Source organism: Bacteroides sp. HMSC067B03, from assembly GCF_001811315.1.
GTDB lineage: Bacteria > Bacteroidota > Bacteroidia > Bacteroidales > Bacteroidaceae > Bacteroides > Bacteroides faecis.
This window is the reverse complement of the sequence record NZ_KV804338.1, coordinates 14,621-36,652: the sequence shown is the minus strand read 5'-3', so window position 1 is coordinate 36,652 and position 22,032 is coordinate 14,621. Positions and strand designations below refer to the sequence as shown.

General features: G+C 40.9%; 13 protein-coding genes and 1 pseudogene. 3 read left to right on the top strand and 11 right to left on the bottom strand.

Going from position 1 to position 22,032, the window contains the following annotated elements; all coding sequences use genetic code 11:
- Positions 1-28 precede the first annotated feature (28 nt).
- The gene (locus tag HMPREF2794_RS10410; protein WP_070751474.1) at positions 29-1,516 is read left to right on the top strand and encodes a TolC family protein; all 1,488 of its coding nucleotides are present in this window, start codon (positions 29-31) and stop codon (positions 1,514-1,516) included.
- Here HMPREF2794_RS10410 and HMPREF2794_RS10405 read toward each other — a convergent pair.
- Positions 1,502-2,428 (bottom strand): hypothetical protein, encoded by a 927-nt coding sequence (locus tag HMPREF2794_RS10405; RefSeq protein WP_070751473.1) that lies wholly within the window; start codon positions 2,426-2,428, stop codon positions 1,502-1,504. The two genes, HMPREF2794_RS10410 and HMPREF2794_RS10405, sit on opposite strands and share 15 nt — an antisense overlap.
- Before the next feature lie 370 nt (positions 2,429-2,798).
- Between HMPREF2794_RS10405 and HMPREF2794_RS10400 the strand changes: the two genes are divergently transcribed.
- Positions 2,799-3,398, top strand: a complete 600-nt coding sequence (locus HMPREF2794_RS10400) for an HU family DNA-binding protein (RefSeq protein ID WP_070751482.1) — start codon at positions 2,799-2,801, stop codon at positions 3,396-3,398.
- A gap of 200 nt (positions 3,399-3,598) precedes the next feature.
- On the top strand, positions 3,599-4,084 hold the full coding sequence (locus tag HMPREF2794_RS10395) for an HU family DNA-binding protein (protein WP_048696085.1): 486 nt from the start codon (positions 3,599-3,601) through the stop codon (positions 4,082-4,084).
- Positions 4,085-4,177: 93 nt separating this feature from the next.
- Here HMPREF2794_RS10395 and HMPREF2794_RS10390 read toward each other — a convergent pair whose 3' ends face one another.
- The 10 genes and pseudogenes from HMPREF2794_RS10390 to HMPREF2794_RS10345 all read right to left on the bottom strand — a co-directional run bounded on the left by HMPREF2794_RS10390 (position 4,178) and on the right by HMPREF2794_RS10345 (position 21,985).
- On the bottom strand, positions 4,178-5,296 hold the full coding sequence (locus HMPREF2794_RS10390) for a glycoside hydrolase family 88/105 protein (RefSeq protein ID WP_070751481.1): 1,119 nt from the start codon (positions 5,294-5,296) through the stop codon (positions 4,178-4,180).
- A 45-nt stretch (positions 5,297-5,341) separates the two neighbouring features.
- The gene (locus tag HMPREF2794_RS10385; RefSeq protein ID WP_070751472.1) at positions 5,342-7,150 is read right to left on the bottom strand and encodes a hypothetical protein; all 1,809 of its coding nucleotides are present in this window, start codon (positions 7,148-7,150) and stop codon (positions 5,342-5,344) included.
- A gap of 21 nt (positions 7,151-7,171) precedes the next feature.
- Positions 7,172-9,301: an alpha-N-acetylglucosaminidase gene (locus HMPREF2794_RS10380; RefSeq protein WP_070751480.1), complete on the bottom strand. Its 2,130-nt coding sequence runs from the start codon at positions 9,299-9,301 to the stop codon at positions 7,172-7,174.
- A gap of 146 nt (positions 9,302-9,447) precedes the next feature.
- Positions 9,448-12,396: a glycosyl hydrolase 115 family protein gene (locus tag HMPREF2794_RS10375; protein WP_070751471.1), complete on the bottom strand. Its 2,949-nt coding sequence runs from the start codon at positions 12,394-12,396 to the stop codon at positions 9,448-9,450.
- A gap of 146 nt (positions 12,397-12,542) precedes the next feature.
- Positions 12,543-13,403 carry an FAD:protein FMN transferase gene (locus HMPREF2794_RS10370; RefSeq protein WP_022300825.1) on the bottom strand — a complete coding sequence of 287 codons (861 nt, stop codon included), beginning with the start codon at positions 13,401-13,403 and terminating at the stop codon, positions 12,543-12,545.
- 92 nt (positions 13,404-13,495) lie between these two features.
- Positions 13,496-14,845 carry a 3-keto-disaccharide hydrolase gene (locus HMPREF2794_RS10365; protein ID WP_022300824.1) on the bottom strand — a complete coding sequence of 450 codons (1,350 nt, stop codon included), beginning with the start codon at positions 14,843-14,845 and terminating at the stop codon, positions 13,496-13,498.
- 56 nt (positions 14,846-14,901) lie between these two features.
- Positions 14,902-16,320, bottom strand: coding sequence for a Gfo/Idh/MocA family oxidoreductase (locus HMPREF2794_RS10360; protein ID WP_022300823.1), 1,419 nt, complete (start codon positions 16,318-16,320; stop codon positions 14,902-14,904).
- Positions 16,321-16,366: 46 nt separating this feature from the next.
- Positions 16,367-16,615 carry a hypothetical protein gene (locus tag HMPREF2794_RS10355; protein ID WP_022300822.1) on the bottom strand — a complete coding sequence of 83 codons (249 nt, stop codon included), beginning with the start codon at positions 16,613-16,615 and terminating at the stop codon, positions 16,367-16,369.
- Positions 16,612-17,904, bottom strand: a complete 1,293-nt coding sequence (locus HMPREF2794_RS10350; RefSeq protein ID WP_022300821.1) for a Gfo/Idh/MocA family protein — start codon at positions 17,902-17,904, stop codon at positions 16,612-16,614. Before HMPREF2794_RS10350 ends, HMPREF2794_RS10355 begins: the two co-directional genes overlap by 4 nt.
- Positions 17,905-17,963: 59 nt before the next feature.
- A pseudogene (locus HMPREF2794_RS10345) lies at positions 17,964-21,985 on the bottom strand (two-component regulator propeller domain-containing protein).
- Positions 21,986-22,032: the final 47 nt, after the last annotated feature.

Genomic DNA, 22,032 nt, shown 5'->3' with positions numbered 1-22,032 from the left:
AATATTCAACATAAATAGAGACATTCATATGAATCTTAAATGGATAACAATATGGTTTCTGCTATTTCCTGCACTTTTACAGGGACAACCATATCAGATTTCTTTAGAACAAGTACTAAACGAGTGGTGCCTGATGTCACCATCGGCACAAAAAATCAAGTTGTCACACGAGAATTCCATATTGGAGTTTGAGAATTACAAAAAAGAATTTCTACCGTCTGTCGCTTTCTCTTTAAGCCCTGTAAACTTTAACCGCTCACAAAAGCTAATGCAGAACTCTGAGAGTGGAAATTATTCATATGTAGAAGATTACTCCAACAACAGCAGTACAGAAATAGCCATCCGACAAAAAGTCGGTATCATCGGAGGCGAGCTCAGTGTCAGTTCACGACTCAACTACCTCCGGGAATTCTCCAATAACAGAAATCGTTTTGGAACTAATCCACTTTACATCAACTATTCGCAACCCTTCATCGGAGGTTTCTATAATTACAAGAGGCAAAGAGGTATACAGTATGCAGTATATAATAACTCACTGAAACAATATTGCTCGGAAATGTCAGATATCCAAACAAAAGCTGTAAACCTATTCATGACCCTGTTCTCAAGTAAGCTCGCAGCTGATTTGTCACATAAGAATCTTCTCATATCGGATACTCTTCTCATTGCCAGCAAAGCCTTACTCGACAATGGATATTTTACCGAATATGAATATCATCAAATGGAGCTACAACAGTTGAATAACAAATATGCTTTCGAGAATTCCACTAAGAATTATCAGAAAGCACTTAGAGAACTTAGCACATTCCTGAACAGGCCTGAATGGATAGATGAAGAAGTAGAGATATTAACCCCGGAATTCAATTTACCTTTGCAGATCGACGAAAAGTCAGCTATTGTTTATGCCCGTCACAATAGTCCGTTTGCCTTATCGCAAGAAGAAAAAAGACTAAAAGCCGAACAAACACTATTTACCGCCAAACTAAACAACCGCTTCAATGGCAACATTAAAATAAGCTACGGACTCAACCAATATTCCGATCATTTTCTGGATGCATACCAAAAGCCGGATTATACTCAAGGAGTCATGATAGGCATTCAGATTCCAATTTTTCAATGGGGTATCAACCGTAACAAGATTCGCATGGCAAAGAACAACTATCAAAACAGTATGATAGAAATAGATCAGGCAGAAGTCAATTTTGATAACAACATAAAAGATATAGTGGAAGATTATAATCACAATATGAATCTATGGTTTGTTGCAACTAAAAGTTATCAACTCTCTCAGGAACAATATGTATTATTGGCACATAAATTCCACTCCGGCAAAGTATCCGTTTATGATTTAGCCTCTGCACAGCAAGAACAATACAGCGCCATGCAAAGATATTACAATGCCATACAAAACGCTTGGAATAGTTTTTGTGTTCTACGCAAAAATACACTGTTCGACTTTAGCAAACAAACTGAGTTAAAAGATTTATTTTTTCCTATCACATCACATGACAATTAACTTTTTGTAAAGATCGTATTTCTCAAATACATCTTTGAGTTGTATGTCATTCTGTTGTTGCCCATGATTAATATGATGTAAAGCACAGTTTTGCACACTCAGATTTTCCAGATAGTCATTGCCCGATCTATTATGGGTGTAGACTTTCTTACATAACTTATCATTATAAAGTGCCATAGCTTTAAACCAAATATCATCACTAAACGGACATATATTCATAAAAACCGATTCATTAAAAACCTCATCAGAAAAAATATGTGGCGGATAAAGTATACCACCAACACCTGTTGGGAAATTCAGAACAGATGCTTCCATATCAAAACATTTTTTCCACCCCAGATACGGTAAAAGCTTTCCATCTTGCAAATGAATACGACGCCCTCGGTTAAAATAAATAAATTGAGGATCTTTGATGTAGCTATTGACTAATTTTTCTATCAGGTCAATATGATATATCGCATCGTCATCAATTGTAATTATTGCATCATCAGGGTAGCTACGCAGTGCTGGTATCAGTTTCTTATATGAACGGATATCCTTACAGTATCTTACTTCCAGTCCTCTCTTCATTTGCAGTTGTAAAGTATTGGGCAGAGTTGTAGTTTTAAGTGAATCAGGTAACCATAAAATGATTCGATTCGCTTTTACGGTTTGCTGCATTATCGATTCAATAGCCAGATAAGTTTCATATAAGCGTGGCTCATATGTCGTAAGTGAGACTATGATTTCATGATCACAGTAATGTGTATCTGTAACACCACTTTCACAACTGTGCAACAAATAGTCATTCAACTGGATGACCCGGCTATTATAAATTGAGTTTGTGTAAACTAAAGCAATATCTGCATAAAGTCTATCAAGATTATCGATTTTCTTAATAGCTGCTTCTATTTTTTTTATTAAAGGTGTCATTATAGTATATAAATTAAAAGTTCTACTATGATCCAATACAAAAAGGAAGACTATGAGCCTTGTGTACAAAAATAAACATACTGATCAGAAAAAGATAGAACATATAGTCCAATAAAAGCAACGATTTATTCATTTACAAAATAGAATCCTGATTATTAAACTGTGCTTGTGGAAAAACTAAGTCCCTTCTCCGAAAAAAGTAATATCTTTGAGTGCATAAATTAATTCGTCCGGCTATAGGCATTCTTTCGTCCGGCTATAGGCAAACGCAACGTCGCCTATAGGCAAACTTGCGTCCGGCTATAGGCGGACGAATTAATTTATGAAGAGAAAGAAATTATCCGTAGAACAAAAAAAATATAAAGTAACTATGAGCATTTATTACGATTTATACACGAGTGGTAATCCACAAAAAAAGGAGGAACAACAGGCACTTTATGCACGTGTTATTCCATCAGGCAGCATTGATGCCGATAAGTTCGTTGAACTAGTATCCAAATCCAACGGCTTCAGTCCAGCCACAATAGAAGGTTGCCTGCAAGCCGTCAGTGATGAGCTACAACACTGGCTCGCGCAAGGCTGGACCGTAGAAGTCGGGGAAATCGGACATTTCTCCCTATCACTGACATGTGACCGTCCGGTGATGGAGAAGAAAGAAATTCGTTCTCCTTCCATCCATTTAAATAAGGTGAACCTGCGCATTAACAAAAAGTTTCGTGAGAGTCTGGAGCCATTACAACTGGAACGCATAGAGTCACCCTATCGTACTAATAACGATTCCAACGAAGAAAGATGCCGTACCCTCCTGATACAACATCTGGACAAACATGGCTGTATCACTCGTACCGATTTCATGAGATTGGCAGAAATAAGCCGCAACAAAGCGATTGAACTACTCAATAAGTTTTTGAAAGAAGAGATAATCCGGAAGTATGGAGGAGGAAAAACTGTCGTATATCTAAAGAAGTAGTTTTTCTAATAGTAGTATCACACTACAAAGCAAGCTCATAGTGAAAAAATGACGTTCATTATCAGCAATATACGGATTATTAATTATTTGTTTAACGCACTTTCGAAAAATAACTTGCACAGTAATTTCAGTTGCCATATCTTTGCATCGTGATCACAAAACAGAAACTCGATTTATAAACTATTTAAAAAACTAAAATTATGGCACTGAAATATGTAGTCAAAAAAACAACCTTTGGTTTCGACGATACCAAAGCAGAAAAATATGTAGCGCGTCCGTTCAATGTAGTCAACGTTGATTTTAAGATGCTGTGCGATCAGGTAACCAAAGTGGGATTCGTTCCACGCGGTACAGTAAAAGCCGTCCTCGACGGACTCATTGATTCTTTGATAACGTACATGGAAATCGGAGCATCCGTCAACTTGGGGGAATTTGGAACTTTCCGTCCCTCCTTCGGATGCAAGAGCCAGGAAAACGCAGAGGAAGTCACTACGGAAACATTGAAAAACCGTAAAATCATCTTTACTCCGGGGGAGTTGCTGAAAAATATGATAAAGTCTGTCAGCATTCAGAAACTGGATGTAACCAGAAACAGCAGTTCTGCTCCTTCAGGTGGTGGTGAAGAAGGCGGAGGAAACGAAGGCGGTAATGACGGCGGTGATGAAGCACCGGACCCGACAGTATAAGGAATCATTTTATATTGTTATATTTAGAGAAAGAGGATGTCTCCAATCAGTGGGGACATCCTCTCCTTTTATACAACAAAATATATCTGTCTTTTACTTATTGTTCAGCAAAGCATAAGCACACCACAAGATAGGTGCCTGTCCATGATAATCTCCGGCAATGCGAGGACGGTCCATATAATATTGCTTACTATTTTTCTTTCCCGTTCCAATACAAACTTCGGTAAGATCATTCTTATCGTCTATGTAATTGCATAGGCCCAACCAGGCTCTGCGTGCAATAGGAGCAAATTCTTCTTTATCCAACCAGCCGTTCTGAACACCTAAAATCATGGCATAAGTAAACATTGCCGATCCGGATGTTTCAGTCCAAAAATCAGGCTGGTCAATCAATTGGTTCCACAGTCCATCTTTATTCACGTATTTCTTCAGATTGTTCATCATCAAAAGATAGCCTTTCATAATCCGGTCTCTGTTCGGATCATTTTTTGGCAGATTGAACAGAAGCTCTGTCATTCCTACAGCCATCCAGCCATCTCCACGTCCCCAATAATAAGGAACATCCGGTGCATGATAGAAAAGCCCGTTAGGATGTTGTAATTCATCCAGATATAGAACCATTTCTTTGGCAGCTCTATTGATGTACTTAGGATCTCCTGTGGCTTTATAAGCCTCAGACTGTACAATAGTAATCATATACATGTCATCGATCCAAAGACGAGTTTGCCAAGAATACCCTTTTTTATCCCATTTGCGTTCTTCTTCGTTTGCATTGGCAGGCAGCTGCCACTGAGTATCAGCATACGGCAACCCCAGATCCAGATAACGCTGGTCCTTCGTTATATTATAAAATCTAAGAGGCAAGCAACCAAACATATTCTGGTCTACGTGTATGGGTGGAGGCAAGAGTTCTTTTTCCAAGTGGAACAATAGCTCGAAACGATTTCTCAACAGTTTGATCAGCTCTTTGTTATTCGTCAATTCTGCAAAACGAAGAGCTCCATACCATGTACATACCTCAGCATAATGTATTCCCTTATCAAAATATAGCTGATGTTTGGTTTCCATCAAGCGTCTGCTTAATTTATTGCCAACAGTCTTAGGATCTGCCTTTACAGGAAAATCTCCAAAATAATTTTGAGCAGTAGCTACATTGGTCGTACAGAATGCAGCCAGCAACAATACACAAATTAAGTAATAATTCTTTTTCATCATTTTAATTGTTTACATATAGTTAATACTCACGTTATAATTAGATTATAGTCCTGCCACTGGTATCCAGCGACTTATGGAAGATACATCACTAACCGCTTCCTCTTCTTTATTATCAGTAATAGAGAAATTGACCAGCACCTGTCCCGAAGAAATTGTCAAACTGGAACGCGGAATAGATATTTCGGCAATGTAACCATAGTTGTCAATACGATCTTCATTGGTATCATTGCACACATAGGTTTTTACTTCTACCCCCATTTCCGCGCTATTCCATTTACCGGCATAAGTTTCGGTACTTTTCAATCCATCCATTGATACTTGTATCCGTTTAGCACCGTTCGCCAAACTTTTACTATCATCCGGAGAGAGATAAACAGTAGCATAATCACCTCTCAGTAAGCTCCGGTCAAGTACTTCCACCAGGAAATATACATTCTTGTCATCACACGAACAGCGGAGAGTTCCCTGCACTTGCGATTTTTCTCCGACAAAAAGCGCATGGTCCGTATTCGCCCATTCCTGATTGTTGCCATCTACCTTTACACTGCGGCATATTGCATCAATACGATGATTAAGAATAAATTGTGATAACATGATTGTTCCATTAGAAGTATCAGGCATCGCTCCCACCAATTGATGCGAATTTTCCAGATTCAGCGTTCCCCAATATCCCTTACCCGAAAATGGTGAATAAGCACTTCCAAAATTACGCGCTTTGGCATCCCCCATTTTCATATAGAAAGTAGAAGATTTGTTATACGAAAGCACAGTCTCACCCGATGGAAACTGAGATAAATATGGAGCGCTACCTAAAAAAGACAGATTGTCGCTATCAGCCGGTCCTTCCTGATCCGCATCAAGATGATCCCATTCACCATCTTCACCGGAATAAGCCAGTGATATATAATATGTTCCACGGTTATTAGTTTCTACAGCAGCCGCCAGTTCATTGCTACCTTTAAGTTGAATAACAGACGGCATCTGATGATTGAAGTATGTTTTTCCGTCTTGCTCCCACTTCATCCGTATCACATAGTAAGGGATACTACCAAATGAAGGCGTCCACGTTTGACCGCCATCTCTGGATATGACCATTGCAGTTCCGGTGTCTTTGCCTTCAATACCCGTACGGCTACTGTCCGTGAAATAGCAATGGATTTCTCCCGAAGACAATTCCAGCAAATACGGCTCCCAGTTGACACCCTGATACACTGAGACCGGTTCACTCCATGTAACGCCATTATCGGTACTACGCCTCATTTCAATACCTGCATCTTTAGGCAAGTCTCTATACCCATTATTAGCCCTATAGGAGGCTACGGCCAAAATATCTCCGTTGGAAAGTACTAGCCCATCACAATTTGAATAACGCCGGTCATTCTTTTCACCTTTACTGTCGATAATACTGTAATTAGCAAACAACTTGCCTTTATAACTCCATGTTTTAAAGTCCGTACTGGTCGCATAAGAACAACTGGCACCAATCTGATTGTTGTGATAGAACATGATATAACCATCATTAGCCAATTTCTTAACCCGTACATAATTAGGTTTGGCAGATTTTAGTACACTCTCTCCCAATTGTGAATACGTCCGAAAGTTCATCTTCAAGGACGAATGCGAAGTGACATCAGCGTGCGAATTAATCACCGGAACACCTTGATTGAGTTTGTCTATAGGAGTAATATGAGCAACAAATGGTTGTTCCGATTCTTCTTTATCACCCTTATTGCCAGTTCCGCCACCATCACCTCCCTTTTGATCCAATGCATCCTCTCCACCACCTCCACAAGCCATGGCTGTAGCGCAGAATGTAGCCAATAATACAGCTGTTTTCAACAATCCTTTCATAATACTATTTTTGAGTAATGATTAAATATGATATTTACGATACATTCTCTTGGCTGTCTCCACTGGATCAACACCAGTCTCAAGCACATACTTATTATGTGCATTTATCCACGCCTTCTCCACTTGAAACGAGTTCGGAACAGTAAGTGAACGTCCTTCCAATGTACCTTTAAGATAAGCGATGTAATTAGTCCAGCGAGGCAGATAATAATCCTTCAACAGTCCGCCCCATTCCTTGTGGGCATAGTCGCGCACCGGACTAAGCGTCTCCGTCCATGTCCCGATCAGCATACGGGCATTGTACTCATACAAATCCTGCAATTCAGGCTGCTTTGACTTCGAACGGGCCATATCCAGCCAGCGTCCCACGAAGAAGCATTCGTGAGTGGACAGTAACTCATTTTGATCCTTAATCAGCTGCAGAAACCTCTCCGACCAGTAATCAAACTGTTTCGTATCTTTCGCCCGATAAGCATCCACCAGATTGTAATATGCTTCCCGTCCTAAATCCGCAAGATACTGACGGACGAAATCGACTGCATCATACTGATAAGTTGACGTCTGCTTCAGATGATCTGCACTCTGCAAGAATAGTCCTACTCCCTGGGCGAAAAGATCCGGATCATAAAAGATTCGGCATTGGCTCCAGGCAGAAGCCGTAATTTTATCCCTTTTTAAACTAGGAGGTGCACAAAATACAGACTCTGATGGACGGCGATGACCGGAATAAGTTCCATAAGCTGTACGGTGAAAAATGATCCACGCCTTTTTCAAATTCTCATCTTCCGCCCCATAACGACGTACGGAATACTCTTTCAGCCAAGTATCAATATCCAAATATTCCGAACGCCAGCGCATTTCATTCAACAAATCAAAAACCACCGGATTCACTTCTATTCCTTCCGGTGTAGAACTGGTTCCTTTCATACTTGGTGATGCCTCCGGGTCTTTCCGACCATCTATTGGACCAGTAGCTATAGCATCCAAACGCCCATGTAGCCCAATATTAGCTCCATAATTGGAAATATGCGACCATAGCCAAGGGAAGCCGTCAAATCCCTTGCGTTTCCGCCAGTTATCCCAAAACTCAGCAGCAAGATCAACTATCAGTGTATGCTTTCTATCAAGCCCTGCCAACAATTCTTTTTTCGGATTTCCCAACCATGCCTGAATCACCCAAGTCGCATCCGGATTATATTGCTTCATAGCTGTTTGTACCCGACGGGCTGCATCCGTAACATCAATCCCCCCGGTTTTCCCACCTTCATGAAAAAGGTCACCGCCAAACAAATCAGCTTTACCATAAAGCTTCTCATATTCAGTATACCATACCCTTGCCATCTGCTCAAACAATGGATCAGCAGGATCGAGTACCGGTGGGCGTTGAAGTGAATTCCACAGCCCTTGCTCTACCAAATGTGCTTCCGGATATTTTTCTTTCAATGAGGACGGAACCATTCCAAAGAATCCCTGAAAAACGGGTTTCATCCCATACTCACGCATACGGGCAAGTATTTTCTTCTGCAAAACGGTCTGTTCCTTAAACCATTCATCAGGTAGAGGACCACCGATATTCTCCAAATTCCCCATCAACAACCAACCGAAATAAGCCGGACCACACAAAAACTCTTTCACCTCAGGAAGTGTATATCCAAACTTCAACAATGTATTCCGCCACACAACTTCTGCCCCAACCATGGCCATCGGCATGTTAATGCCGCTTAGAGCCATCAGGTCTATCTCGCGTTCCCAACGTTTCCAGTCCCAAAAAGCTGTAGTATAACTAAAAGTACAATAATTCATATAGAAATTGTCGGATAATACCGTTTCATGGCGTTCTTTCACCTGAGGCAGATCCACAGGTAAATCCGGTAATCTGTCCTCACAAAAAGACACATGAGCATGGCAATAATACTTCAGATACCAATTAATGCCAAAAGCAGCACTTACATAATTATTAGCACGGACTGTGACTTTTCGCCCACCACCATACAGTTCAAAGTAATCGCCCTGGTCAGAAGAAGAACGGATTTCAATTTTAAATCGGTTGGAAAGACCTTTCTGGAAACGTTCCAACATTTGCTTTACCGGATTAGCCTCAACAACTGTGGCCAAAAGCAAAAAGAGTATAAGTAAAAAGTGTTTTTTCATCTTGGTATTATTTGGCAAAGGATATATGCGAATCAGCAACTGAATACTGATTCGCATAACTTGGTAAATAAAGATTGAATACAAACCCTATCACCCATAATCATAACAACTATGGCAATCCTTAACTACCTATTAATCAAACAACTCTATTTCCTTGTCGGTTGTGGTCCAAAATAGGAACGTTTCATTCCTCCAAAGTCTAATACAATCTTTTGCAGTACTGTTCCGGCATCTCCACAAATAATTTTCACTGTATGCTTACCCGGTTTGTCAATATGCAAAGTTGTCTTATTGATTCTACAGTTTTTCAATACACTCTCATACCAAATTTGCGCATACTCAAAAGAAGAAGTAGACGGATTCAGTACAGGGCCCTCATCAATACACACTCCATATTTAGTTTCAATGTTCGTAGCTTCGTGTCCGGCATATCCTCTATCCTTACTTGTCACAAAGGTAGGCAGCACATAGGTATAAACATCAACTGAACCTTGCTCAAAAGTATAGAAATCGTATTCCAGACGTGGCGTGCTACGCCCTGCAGTTCGTTGCGGCGCAGCTGTCGGATCACCTAACTGAATAGCCGTATTTTCGATACCCAGATTAGGTATTGATCGCATTTTGATTGCTTTATTTTCCACTTTCCGATGGAAGCTTGCCGCATCGATAGAAACATATCCGTTATGTTCTACAAATAAAGTATCCATTTCGGCCAATGAAGGAGAGGAAGGATTAAATACAGAAACATACACATTTTCCTTCTCACCTTGGGCGGAAGTAATCTCCAGTACCCCAAATACTTTTTCGCCGGTCGGAACCTTTTCCCAGTCAATCGATACTTCAATCCGTTCCTCTGTGGAAGTCTCACCCGCTTTCTTACTCAACAGTATCCAGCTATCCGTTACAGATGCTTTCCATTTCAACGGACTTGCTCCTTTATTGAAAACATCTACATAATAAGACTGACGCAGATAAGTATTGAAGCAAGGCAATGAATGGAAACTCTTCAGCCCCTTCAGCACATCTTCTCCCTCTGCCATTACTCCCAACACAGCAGTAGGTGCCAATGAAGCTTTTCTCAATGCCGGAAGTTCAAAATAAGCAGCAGCGAATCCTTGTTTCATAGTCATTACATGATTCCATTTACCACCAAGCAGCGAATTATACCCTTTTGTTATCACTTGCAAACTGTCATAGCAGGCTTTCACCGTTTTTTCCAATTTTCCGGTAGCTGCTCTTTGCTGAATGGAATACCAACGATTTCTCTGTCCGTCCAGTATCATTCTGTTCAACAGTTCACATCCTTTCACCGGATAATACATTGACTGATAAAAACATGCCTTTTTCTCTTCCGGTAATTTATTCAATATTTCCTCTGTAATACTTCCGATTCGACGATATTCACTCAGGCGAGAATCTACTTCTCTATAATTCGTCAAGGAGAAATCAGTATCTGTATTCCGCTCTCTTCCATGCTTGTCGGTAGCCCACTGATAGCCCCATCCCATAAATTCCGGTCTGCGGGCGAAGGCCAGTTTATAGAATGAATTGAGCACATCTTGATATTCATTACGGTATTCGTCGCCCAGCATACCACATAACCATTCTGTCCGATAAGCAGCCGCTCTGTCAAAATTGAAAGAATCGATATCATATGCCATCGACAGGAAAAAATCGACAGCGAACTCACACGCCTTGATATCACCGGCATTGAGTAACCAGATCCGATCTGCTGTCATATCGTAAGCCTTTCGGAGCTCTTCATACATCAATGTGGGCGAAGTAGTATTCATCCAAAGATGGTCGTGAGGCTTGCCCAGATAAGAAGAGTGATAATAAACCCCCGAACGTCCGGAACGTTTCTGTTCTTTCGGGCTACTCAAACGCTTCATATATCCATAATTATCATCCGGCCATATAATCGTTACATCATCCGGCAGTTCCAAACCTTCATCATACACATCCAATACCTCCTTATATGGAGTAAAAGCTTGCGGAATATCTTCTCCACGTTTACCTGTTGCATCGATCAACATTTTTCGTTGTGCCATCAACGCATCCTGAAGCATCTGTTTTCTATCCGACATGTTATTACTTGCGTTCATCGCTCTATCGTGCAACCCACGCAGTGCCAGAGTGTATACATTTTCAAAAGGAGCACATTCGTTTGCACGAGCTCTCAGAACACTGTCCACCCCTGCCCTATTATTGATGTAATCCCATTCCCCCATCTTATCACGTTTCCATTCGCTTGCCGTATTGAACAACAGCGGTTCGCAATGAGAGGAACCCATAACGATAGCAAAACTATCTGCAACCAATCTATTTTCAGGGATACGGTGGAATGCCATAGACGCATCGTGCATAGCCGGGCAGAGATAATTAGCCTGAAGGCGGAGCAATAATTCACAAACTTGTGCATACGTTTTCGGTCCAAAGTTTCCACGTTCCTTCTCATAATTGTTCTTTGACCAGCGGTAAAGTCCCCAATCTTCGTCATTGATAAAAATACCTCTGAATTTAACAGTAGGTTCTTTTGAAACGAATTTATGAACATTGACAGCCAGCTTTTTCTGCTGTTTTATCGGAGCGTCGGCCCACCAATACCAAGGAGAGACTCCTATTGCTTTCGATATGGAAAGAAGTCCGTAAGCAGTACCACGTCTGTCACTACCAACTACAACAATGGCTTTTTTAATTCCCGGTGCAGGATTATCAACCGTTTCTATCATATACCGTTCCCATCCACCGGCGATAGGAGTTATATCTATTTTCTTTTTAGCTGTCAACGCATCGATCCAAGCACTTTTTCCGGCTGTCCCTACAATAATAGCATAACGAGCCGAGACCTCACCCGGATTACTTGCTTGTGCTTTCAGATCCTGCCCTGTCACGCGACGGACATCATCTGTAAATAAAGACACACTTTTACGAACCACAGTCTCATCCTTTCCATCAAAACAAACCACTACATTGGCAGACGGAGAAACAATAGGGAAACTGTTTTTACCAGCGTTCTTATCCAGTAATACTTGTGCTTCTGTTGAAATAAGGCTACAGCAAAAAAGCCCTGCTAATAAAATCTTATTTTTCATATAAAAGTTAGATTGATAATCGATGGTACAAAGAAAACCAAAAATCAACAGAAGTAATAAAAGAAATAGACCGATAAATGGAATAATATGGTCAAAAGGCTACTCTAAGTCCGTTTTATCATCCCAAAAAGGAAAAATCCAGTCGTCTAATAACCAATAAGGAAGTAGTCGATAAGTAAAGGACGAAGATTTACAAGCAAAGCCTCGCGTTGTTCCGGACTGGCGGCAAACAGAGCGGTAGACAGTATTTCTCCGACAGCTCCGTTCTTTGTTACAACAGCTATCTGTTTAATGCCCTCTACAAAAGAGGCATCGTGGGGAGAAATGATATGTTTGCGTCCATCCGATTCATTTCCGGAAGTAGTAAGGCATTCATTACAAAGAAGAACACTCTGCTTCATACCTATTTTATCTGTTTCCAGGCGGTTTCCAAAATTAACTTTCCACCCTGTCCCGGCTGGATGATCACCTAAGGCAAGTACAGAGCTGTTGCCCATATTAATCAAGGCATTCTCTATACAGCAGGTGTTCAATATAGCTCTGACAGTTTCCAGGGCATATCCTTTCAAGAATCCCGAAAGGTTGATGGTAATTCCCGGTTGCTGGAAAAAGATACTGCGTTCTTCCGCTGACAAATACACCGAATGAATGGTGTCCGGATTATAATTCTCTGAATGAACTGTGACATCGAAGCATCCTGACGTTTTCCCATGATATTCCATGCACAAATCAATCATTGTATAAAGTTGCCTGCTCAGAATCACTGGACATATAGAAGCGGTCCGGTTAATAACAGCCAGCTCGCTGGCAGGGTCATAATAATTAGCTATTTTTTCCAGATAACTCAATGCTGCATGTATGCGTTCAACCACAGACATCAATTCTTCTTCTGGCTTCTGACTGTACAAAAGAATATCTACACGCGTATGCATAGAAGAGAACCAAGCGTAAAGTAATCCGTCCCCCTCATGGGATGGTCTGTACAAATGTTGAATAGCTATTTTCATCTATCAAAAGTAAAAGGAGTTATGCCTGAAACTAAATTCATTCGCAGAATAAGATTTTCGACACAACTCCTTCTTTTTTATACAGGATATTCTTATTTCAATTCCTTAATCTTCACATTCTTGAACCAAACTTCATCTCCGTGGTCTTGTAAAAGGATATTGCCTTCAATAATATTTCCGAAGTTAGGCCAGTTCTTATACTTACTATAAGCAACTAATGCATTCCACATCGCATTATTACGGTCGTACTCAATCAGCTTTTCTCCATTCAGCCAGTGTTCTACATGATTGCCCTTAACAATAACAGTAGCTGTATTGAACTCTTTCTTATGGAAAGGTTTATTCTTAGGAGCCGGAATCAGATCATACAATGAGCCTAACTGTCTGTTACCTTTTACACCAAGTTTAGCATCAGGATGTTTATCATCATCCAGAATCTGGAACTCGCAACCGATAGCAGAACCAGCACCCTTATTCATTTCCGGATTAACGAAGTACTTGATTCCACTATTTGCACCTTCAGTTATCTTGAAATCTACGGTCAGAATAAAGTCCTTATATGTGCGGGTAGTTACAATATCACCGCCATTGGCAGATTCAGCGCCACCACTCTTCATCACCTTAAGAATGCCGTCTTCCATCTTCCAGCCTTTTGCAGGGAAAGTAGACAGTTTCGCTCCTCTCCAGCCTTCATTAGTCTTGCCATCCCACAACAAAGCCCAGCCATCTTTCTTCTCACGCGGAGACAGTGTGTTAGGAATCAGATTTCTTTCCGGTGCAGCCTGAGACTCCGGTGTCTGATAACGCTCTACGTCTGCTGTACAAATACGGATATTCTTCCAGCTCACAGTTTTTCCTTCGTCAGCAGCATTACCAATAGCGTGTACCTGTAAAGCTATAAATCCGACAGGAGTCATGTCGTCCCAGATATTAGCGCAAGGCACTCCGTTAATCCAAGTACGGATAGAGTTACCTATCGCTTCAATCCGAGCCTTGTTCCAAGCATTGTTCTTGAAAGCTGTACGTGCCGAAGGATTCCAGTTCAAAGAATAAATCCAGTTTCTGCGAGCCTCATCATAGATACCACCGGACCAAGCACGTTTGGAAGGATCAATTTCGAACTGATAGCCATGTACGCGACCTTTATTATATTCTTTTTTACTCTCACTACGAATCTGCACTCCCGAGTTTAAACCATCATCAATCTTAAAGTCAAATTCAAGGATAAAGTCTCCATAATTTTTGGTGGTTGCCAAAAAAGTATTGGGAGTTCCCATTTTTGATACTCCTACAATAGCATCGTCTACGATTTTATACTCAGCTTTGCCATTCAGTTTTTTCCAGCCTTTCAGGTTTTTACCATTGAAAAGAGGTTCCCAGTTCTGTGCCGATAAAGAAGCAGCACAGAATAAAAGTAAAGTCAATACGACATTTTTCTTCATACTCATGTTGTTATTATAATCAAACTTTATTCTGTTTTTATATTCCCTACCAGCTTTTATAATTTATAGAATTCATCCCAGCCTTTACGCGGTGGGAGTCCGGCCAACATTGAATTCGCAAATTCATTATTTGTAATCTGCTTCGTGCGAGGATCGAAGAACAACTGAGTGTTAAGACGCTGTGCCATTACTCCCAATGAGAATACCTGGCTCAAAACGCCATTAATCTCGAACGGTGAACGTGTCTTTTCAATACCATTGCATGCCAACAAGAAGTTCTCGAAGTGATTGGATGGACTTTTAGGAACTTTCGGCAACTTATCTGCCATTTCCTTTGCCTTTTCTTCCGGAATAATAGACAAGGTACTTCCGTGGCTACCCCCTTTGAAAGTCAGTTCTTTTGAATAGATAATCTTTCCCGGATTCAGTTTAGCAGGAGGAACATCTCCCTGATTGGTTTTAGGAATGTTCGGGTCTAGTCCGGAAACGCCATAACCTGCCGGGATAGGAGGAAGATTATCCAGACCGTCATACCAGGTAATATCTACCGGTGGCATTCCTTTACGCTGCGGGAAGCGGAAAAGAATAGTAGAAGAATAAGGGAAGAAGTAATCATTGTGTCCTTCCTGATGTGTCAGAGTCACTTCATAAGGCAAGCCCAATTCAAGGAACTCGTGAACAGTATCCAATATATGTGCCCCCCAGTCACCCAAGGCTCCCATACCGAAGTCATACCAGCAACGCCATTCACCCTGATCATATTTATTACAATATTCATGGTAGGGAACAGCTCCCAGCCAGGTATTCCAATCCAAATCCTTCGGGAGTTGCTGACCTGAAGGTAGTTTATAAATGTTCGTATCCCACTTATGCCAGCGACGCGGATTATTCATATGAGCAGTAACAGCTGTCACATCCTTAATGATCCCCGCATCCATCCAAGCTTTAAACTGGAAGTAATTTGCTTCCGAGTGTCCCTGATTCCCCACCTGAGTAGCCAGGTTGGGACGTTTAAGGGCAGCCTGCATCAATAGTTCTGCCTCATAAAAAGTACGGGCCAACGGTTTCTCCACATATACATGTTTGCCGGAAGCCAGAGCCAGCATGCTGATAGGGAAGTGAGAGTGATCAGGAGTAGCAATTGCTACAGCATCGAACTCATTACCGGCTTTATCAAACATTTGGCGAAAATCTCTGAACTGCTTCGCCTTAGGATACATACCCATTACTTTTCGTGTATGTTTAGCTCCCATGTCTACATCACACAGGGCTACAACTTCTACCATACCGGTACGTGCAAAATCCTGTATAATTTGCTCTCCACGGTTTCCAATGCCAATATAGGCTATCTTTACCTTTTCATTTCTTCCCTTTTTAGATGAAATAGTTTGAGCATTCAGTAACTCACCAGATCCCAGTGCCAATCCTGCAGAAGCCAGTGACATTGTCTTTAGAAAATCTCTTCGTGTTGTCATAAATTTATCATTGATATTGATTAGGTACATTTTATTTAGCTCTGCCTCACAGTCTGTTTTTCTTCTTTGCCAATAACGCCTTCACTCCATAAAAAAGGAGGCGCAGAAGCGTCCAGCAAGCATAGAGAACAAAAGCAAATATGATTATATAGAAAATAGAGGTTATCATTTCCATCATAGATCTGTTATATGCGATAATTGCATAAAGATTCACCAGATTGGCAAGTACAAAACATACGAGTAAGGTGATTATCTCTATTTTCTTCCGCCGTGCGGTCAAAACTGTATCTTTCATGTTGTTTCGGGTGTTTTAGATTGATGGTTCAGATAGTCAATTTTGTATTCATCGGGGAAATAAAGTGTTTTTTCTTCCTCCATGGCCTGATGTCCTAACAGACAGAGCATACTTGCATAGTAACCTTCTTCAGCAATTCTTTCCGGCTGTTTTTGTGTTATTACAGCTTCTACGAATGCTTCCAGCAGTAAGGATGTACCGTCACTTTTCGGACGTTCACCTATAATAAATTCACCCTTGTTTTCATTGGCTGTCTCCGGTGCCCAACTTGTACCCGCAAAAGGCAGTGAGTCAAACATCTTGTTTTCCCAGTCATTAACCAGTTGCAAAAATGCCGGAGCAGGAGCAACACTTTCAAAGTAGTATCTTCCCTTTTCAGGTTCCACAGTCCCGAGATTACCCATAATCTGTTCTTCAAGACCATAAAATTTATTGGAAATGATGGAATCGAATGTCATCTTCACACCATCATCAAATACGTATATGCAACTCACATTATCATATACCTCACGTCCGTCCTTCCAATAAGTGATGGCTCCATGCCCCATTACTTTCTCTGGAAGTTTCCGCAATGCCCAACTTCCTATCTGGAGCTGATGACAGGCTAGTTCTGTCATTAACCCTTTCGAGAACTCTTTATAGAGTCGCCAGTTTATCAGACGCTCCAGGTTTGGCGAAGGAACAGAACGTCTCCAATCTCCATTTCGGTTCCAGAATGTATGGATTCCGTTTATTTCGCCGAATGTACCGGCATGAATCATTTCCATAGCCTTGATGTAGCGTGGGTCAAACAGGCGTTGTTGTCCAGTAAAGAAGATTCTTCCGGTGCTGCGATGCTTCTGGTACATGTGGTAACATTCTTCCATCGTATAGCCGATTGACTTTTCGCAGAATATATGTTTCCCTGCGTCAAAAGCGTCCATCACTATTTTGTAGTGTGCACTGAGGGGAGTAGCCACCAAGATAGCATCCACATTTTTATCTTCCAGCACCTCCTGATAGTTACCGTATACTTTTGCCTTAGGAGCAAGTTTCAATGCTTCGTCAATGGAGGGCTGATAAATATCGCATAGCGCTACGATTTCAACCTTCGGATTCTTTACCAAGAAACTCATCAAAAAACGTCCTCGCGAACCGGGACCGATAACCGCCAGCCGGCATTTTTCATTTGATGTATTCGTGATTTCTGAAAAAGCAGAAAGCCAAGGACTTGCCGCTAGGAGCGCTCCAGCCCCAGCTATTCCCATATTTCTCAGAAAATCCCGTCTACTAATAGGTGTATCTTTCATTATTTAGTTAATTAATTTCTCGTATTTTATTTTAGTTCCCGTATCCGGTTACTACCTACTCAATCCACAAAATCTTTTGGTAACACTCCAAACTGCTTCTGAAAACATTTGGCAAAATAGGATGGAGAGTTAAAACCGACCATATAACAGATTTCAGTTACCCGTCCTTCTCCTTGTTTTAACAACTGGGCAGCCTTTTTCAAACGTTCCAGACGGAGATATTCATTCGGACTCAGATCTAATACTCCTTTTATCTTCCGATAAAAGTTAGAGCGGCTCATATTCAAACTATCCGCAATATCATCCATGCTAAACTCCGGATTATTAAGGTTCGTCAGAATTACTTCATTCAGTCTCTTTATAAAGTCCTCATCGGCCTTAGTCAATGCCATGGTGTTGGCTGCCACAAAAGGAGATTGAGCAAAAGTCCGACGCAATTTTTCTCTGTTCTGAATAAGATTGGAGGCACAAGCCTGCAAATATTCCACAGAGAAAGGTTTTTCAATATAAGCATCCGCACCTAGTTCCATGCCTTCTATCTTTGACTGAATATTCGTTTTCGCAGTTAGCAGAATAACAGGAATATGACTATAATTCAGGTCTGATTTAATCGTCTTACACAACTCAAAACCATCCATAACAGGCATGACAACATCGCTCACCACCAGATTCACATAATTGCCATCCAGCATTTCAACGCTTCCGCACCATTGGCAGCCGACAGTACCGCATACTCTTTCGACAACTGACGGACCACAAAGGCAAGCATATCCGGATTATCCTCCACTACCAGTACAGTGGGGCGATTATCTTTTATTTCTCCTTGCTCCACTTCCACCGTAGGTTCATTTACAGTTTCCGGTTCCATTTCTGTTTCCGGAGTCAACGTAATTGTCATATCCTGGACAATAGGTAACGTCAGGCAGAAGGTATTACTATCTTCTTCTTTTCCCATAGCCAATGTTCCTTGATGTAGTTCAGCCAGTGACCGAGAAAGAGCCAATCCAATACCTGTTCCGGTAGTCACCTTTCCGTCATCTCCTTCATTGAAACGGACAAAAGGCTGGAATATTTCCTCTCTCATTTCACGAGGTATTATCACTCCGTCATTCACTGTGCGGATACAGAATACCTTATTTTCCCCTCCTTCTGTCACCTCCAGAAATACATGTATATAGTGTTCTGAGTATTTCACGGCATTATTGAGCAAGTTACTGATGATCTTTGTAAATGCTTCCTGATTGACATGGGCATAAAAATCCGCTTCGGGCAACTGCAAGGTAAATTCCAATCCTTTCTGCTTAGCAAGAGAAGTAAACCGTAAATGGGTTTCTTTCAATACCTCCGTAATATTACACTTAGCAAAGTTCAAACGGAATCCCTGGCTTTCTGTCTTACGGAAGTCCAGTAACTGATTCGTCAGATTTAGCAGACGTTCCGTATTTTGCTTCATAACATTCAAGTCTTCACGCGTCTCCGCATCTACTTTTTTCTTAAGGATAATATTTTCCAACGGACCTTTAATTAAAGTCAGCGGAGTACGTATTTCATGAGCAACATTCGTGAAGAAATCAATCTTCGCATGATATATTTCTCGTTCTTTTTCCTGCTCAAACTTCTCCATCTGCCTGCGATGCCTATAACTGCTACGTTGCTTGAAATACCATATTGCATACAGAGAACAACCTATAATCAGCAAAACATAAACGCAATAGGCCCAAATAGTGAGATAAAAAGGAGGAAGTATACGAACTATCAAAGCTACTTCTTTCTCGTTCCATACTCCATCGCTATTAGCTGCTTTCACCCGGAAAGTATAATCACCATACCACAAATTGGAATAAGTTACCACAGGACTCTCGCCGACCGGCAACCACTCCTCATCAAAGCCATCCAATTTACACATGATCCGATTCATTCGTGGTGCCTGGAAATCTAAAGCAGCAACACGAAACGAGAAAGAATTCTGATTGGGCTGAAGAACCAGCTCATCCAGAAAGTTTATGCTTTTTTTCAACGGAGACGAGGGGTCACCAGCATATACTTCTTTTCCAAATAATAAAAAGTCGGTTATCACAATAGATGGAAGGGACTTGTTCTCGGAGAAATTTTTCGGATTGAAAGCGACAAAGCCATCAATACTTCCCAAATAGATTGTCCCGTCCTCTGTCTGAAAGCTGGAACGATAGTTAAACTGGTCACCTAGCAATCCATTAGCCGTAGTATATACTTTCATGGCTCCTGTAGCAGGCTGAAAAGATACCAGCCCATTATTAGTTGTCAGCCACATAAGCCCGTCTTTATCTTCCACAATCTGATATACAACATCATTCGGCAAGCCGTTACGAGAATCATAGCTGGTAAAGGTTTCCGTTTCAGGATGGAACAGACAGAAGCCTCCACCTTGTGTAGTTAACCATATTTGCCGATGAGAATCCTCAAAAATGCTCAATACCTTATCATACGGAAGACTTTTCGGATCTTTCTCATCATGAAGATAATTGGTCCACTTCTTTTCATTCACATTATAGCAATAGGCTCCATTTGCATAAGTTGCAAGCCATAGATTGCTGCCAGAGTCTTCCTTGATGTCATACACAAATTTACCGTTCAGTTCCGGTATCCGGTCAAAATCATCGGTCTGCTTATTGTAGCGTAATAAACCGAATAAAGTTCCCAGATAAATATCTCCTGTTGTTGTCCGGCAAATAGAAAAGACGCTGTTATCCATCAATGAACGGGGTGAATCCGTCTTCTGATACGTTTTCACAATCGCTCCCGTGCGTGTATCAATCACCTTCACTCCTTTTGCAAAAGTCCCTACCCAAAGATGATCACCAACCAGACACAATCCATGAACATTGGTAAAAGCAGTGCTTGGAGTGAAAAAAGAGAAGGTTTTGGTTTTCGGATCAAAGCGATTTAACCCACCATCTTCCGTACCGATCCATAAAATCCCCTGATTGTCCTGACAGAATTCACGTACTCTTTTTCCATGCAATCCATTATTTGTACCTTTCGGATAATATTTTTCAAAATAAGTATGGAAACGAGGATAGTAGTTCACTCCTCCGAAATAAGAACCGATCCAAATTCCTCCTTCGCGATCTTTACACAATGAATAGATGGCATTATCTGAAAGAGAATAAGGATCATTGATTGAACTACGAAGATGGACATATTTACCCATCCGGAGATTATAGATATAAATCCCCGATTCTGCCCCAATCCACAATTCATTATCAGAAGCAACCAGCAAATTACGGCAAAGAACAGGCTCTTCATTTTCATCAACGGAAAGCAGATCATGTAATTTATTAGAAGTTAAATTCAGTTCTTTTGCACCACCTCTCAAAGAACCGATGTACAGACAGTTATAGGCACCTTTTACAAGAGTAGTTACAACATCATTCTCGAAAGTTTCCTTATTATCAACAGGAGAGATATAAGGTTGAAGTGTTTTCAAACGGTCTTTTGAATAAAAGAGCCCGTCACCATAGCAACCTATCCAAAGAGTTCCACTATTATCAAAAACAAAAGACTGAACATTAGTAGAAATAAAAGGGAAGTTCTTCAAGGTATAATTTTGAAGTCGCTCTTTCTCCAAATCATAACAAAAGAGTCCCTGAGACTCTACCGCAATCCAAACACATCCTTGGTCATCTCCCACAATCGCTGTTACAGTATGCTCTATCTTTGTGTCTTCCACACTCAATTCTTCAAAATGCCGGAATGAATCATGTTCCGGATAATAGATATAAAGCCCCACATCCGTACCAACCCAGATATTTCCTTCCGCATCCTCATAAAGCGCTGTTATGAAACTATTACCAATGCTTTGCTGACTACGGCCATCGTGTTTAAATTTCCGGAATGATAAACCGTCATACCGATTCAGTCCATCTTTTGTTCCAAACCACATAAACCCTTGTTTATCCTGCAAAATAGCATTGACCGTATTCTGGGATAATCCATTCTGTACACTTAGGTTTTTGAAATAGTAATGCTCATCCATCACTTGTGCATGACAGATGATTTGATAGCATATAAAACCTATAAAGAGTACTAAAGCTTTCTTCATACGATGTTTGTTTTCTACCTTTTGTTTTGAGTTATCAAATGTAGGCA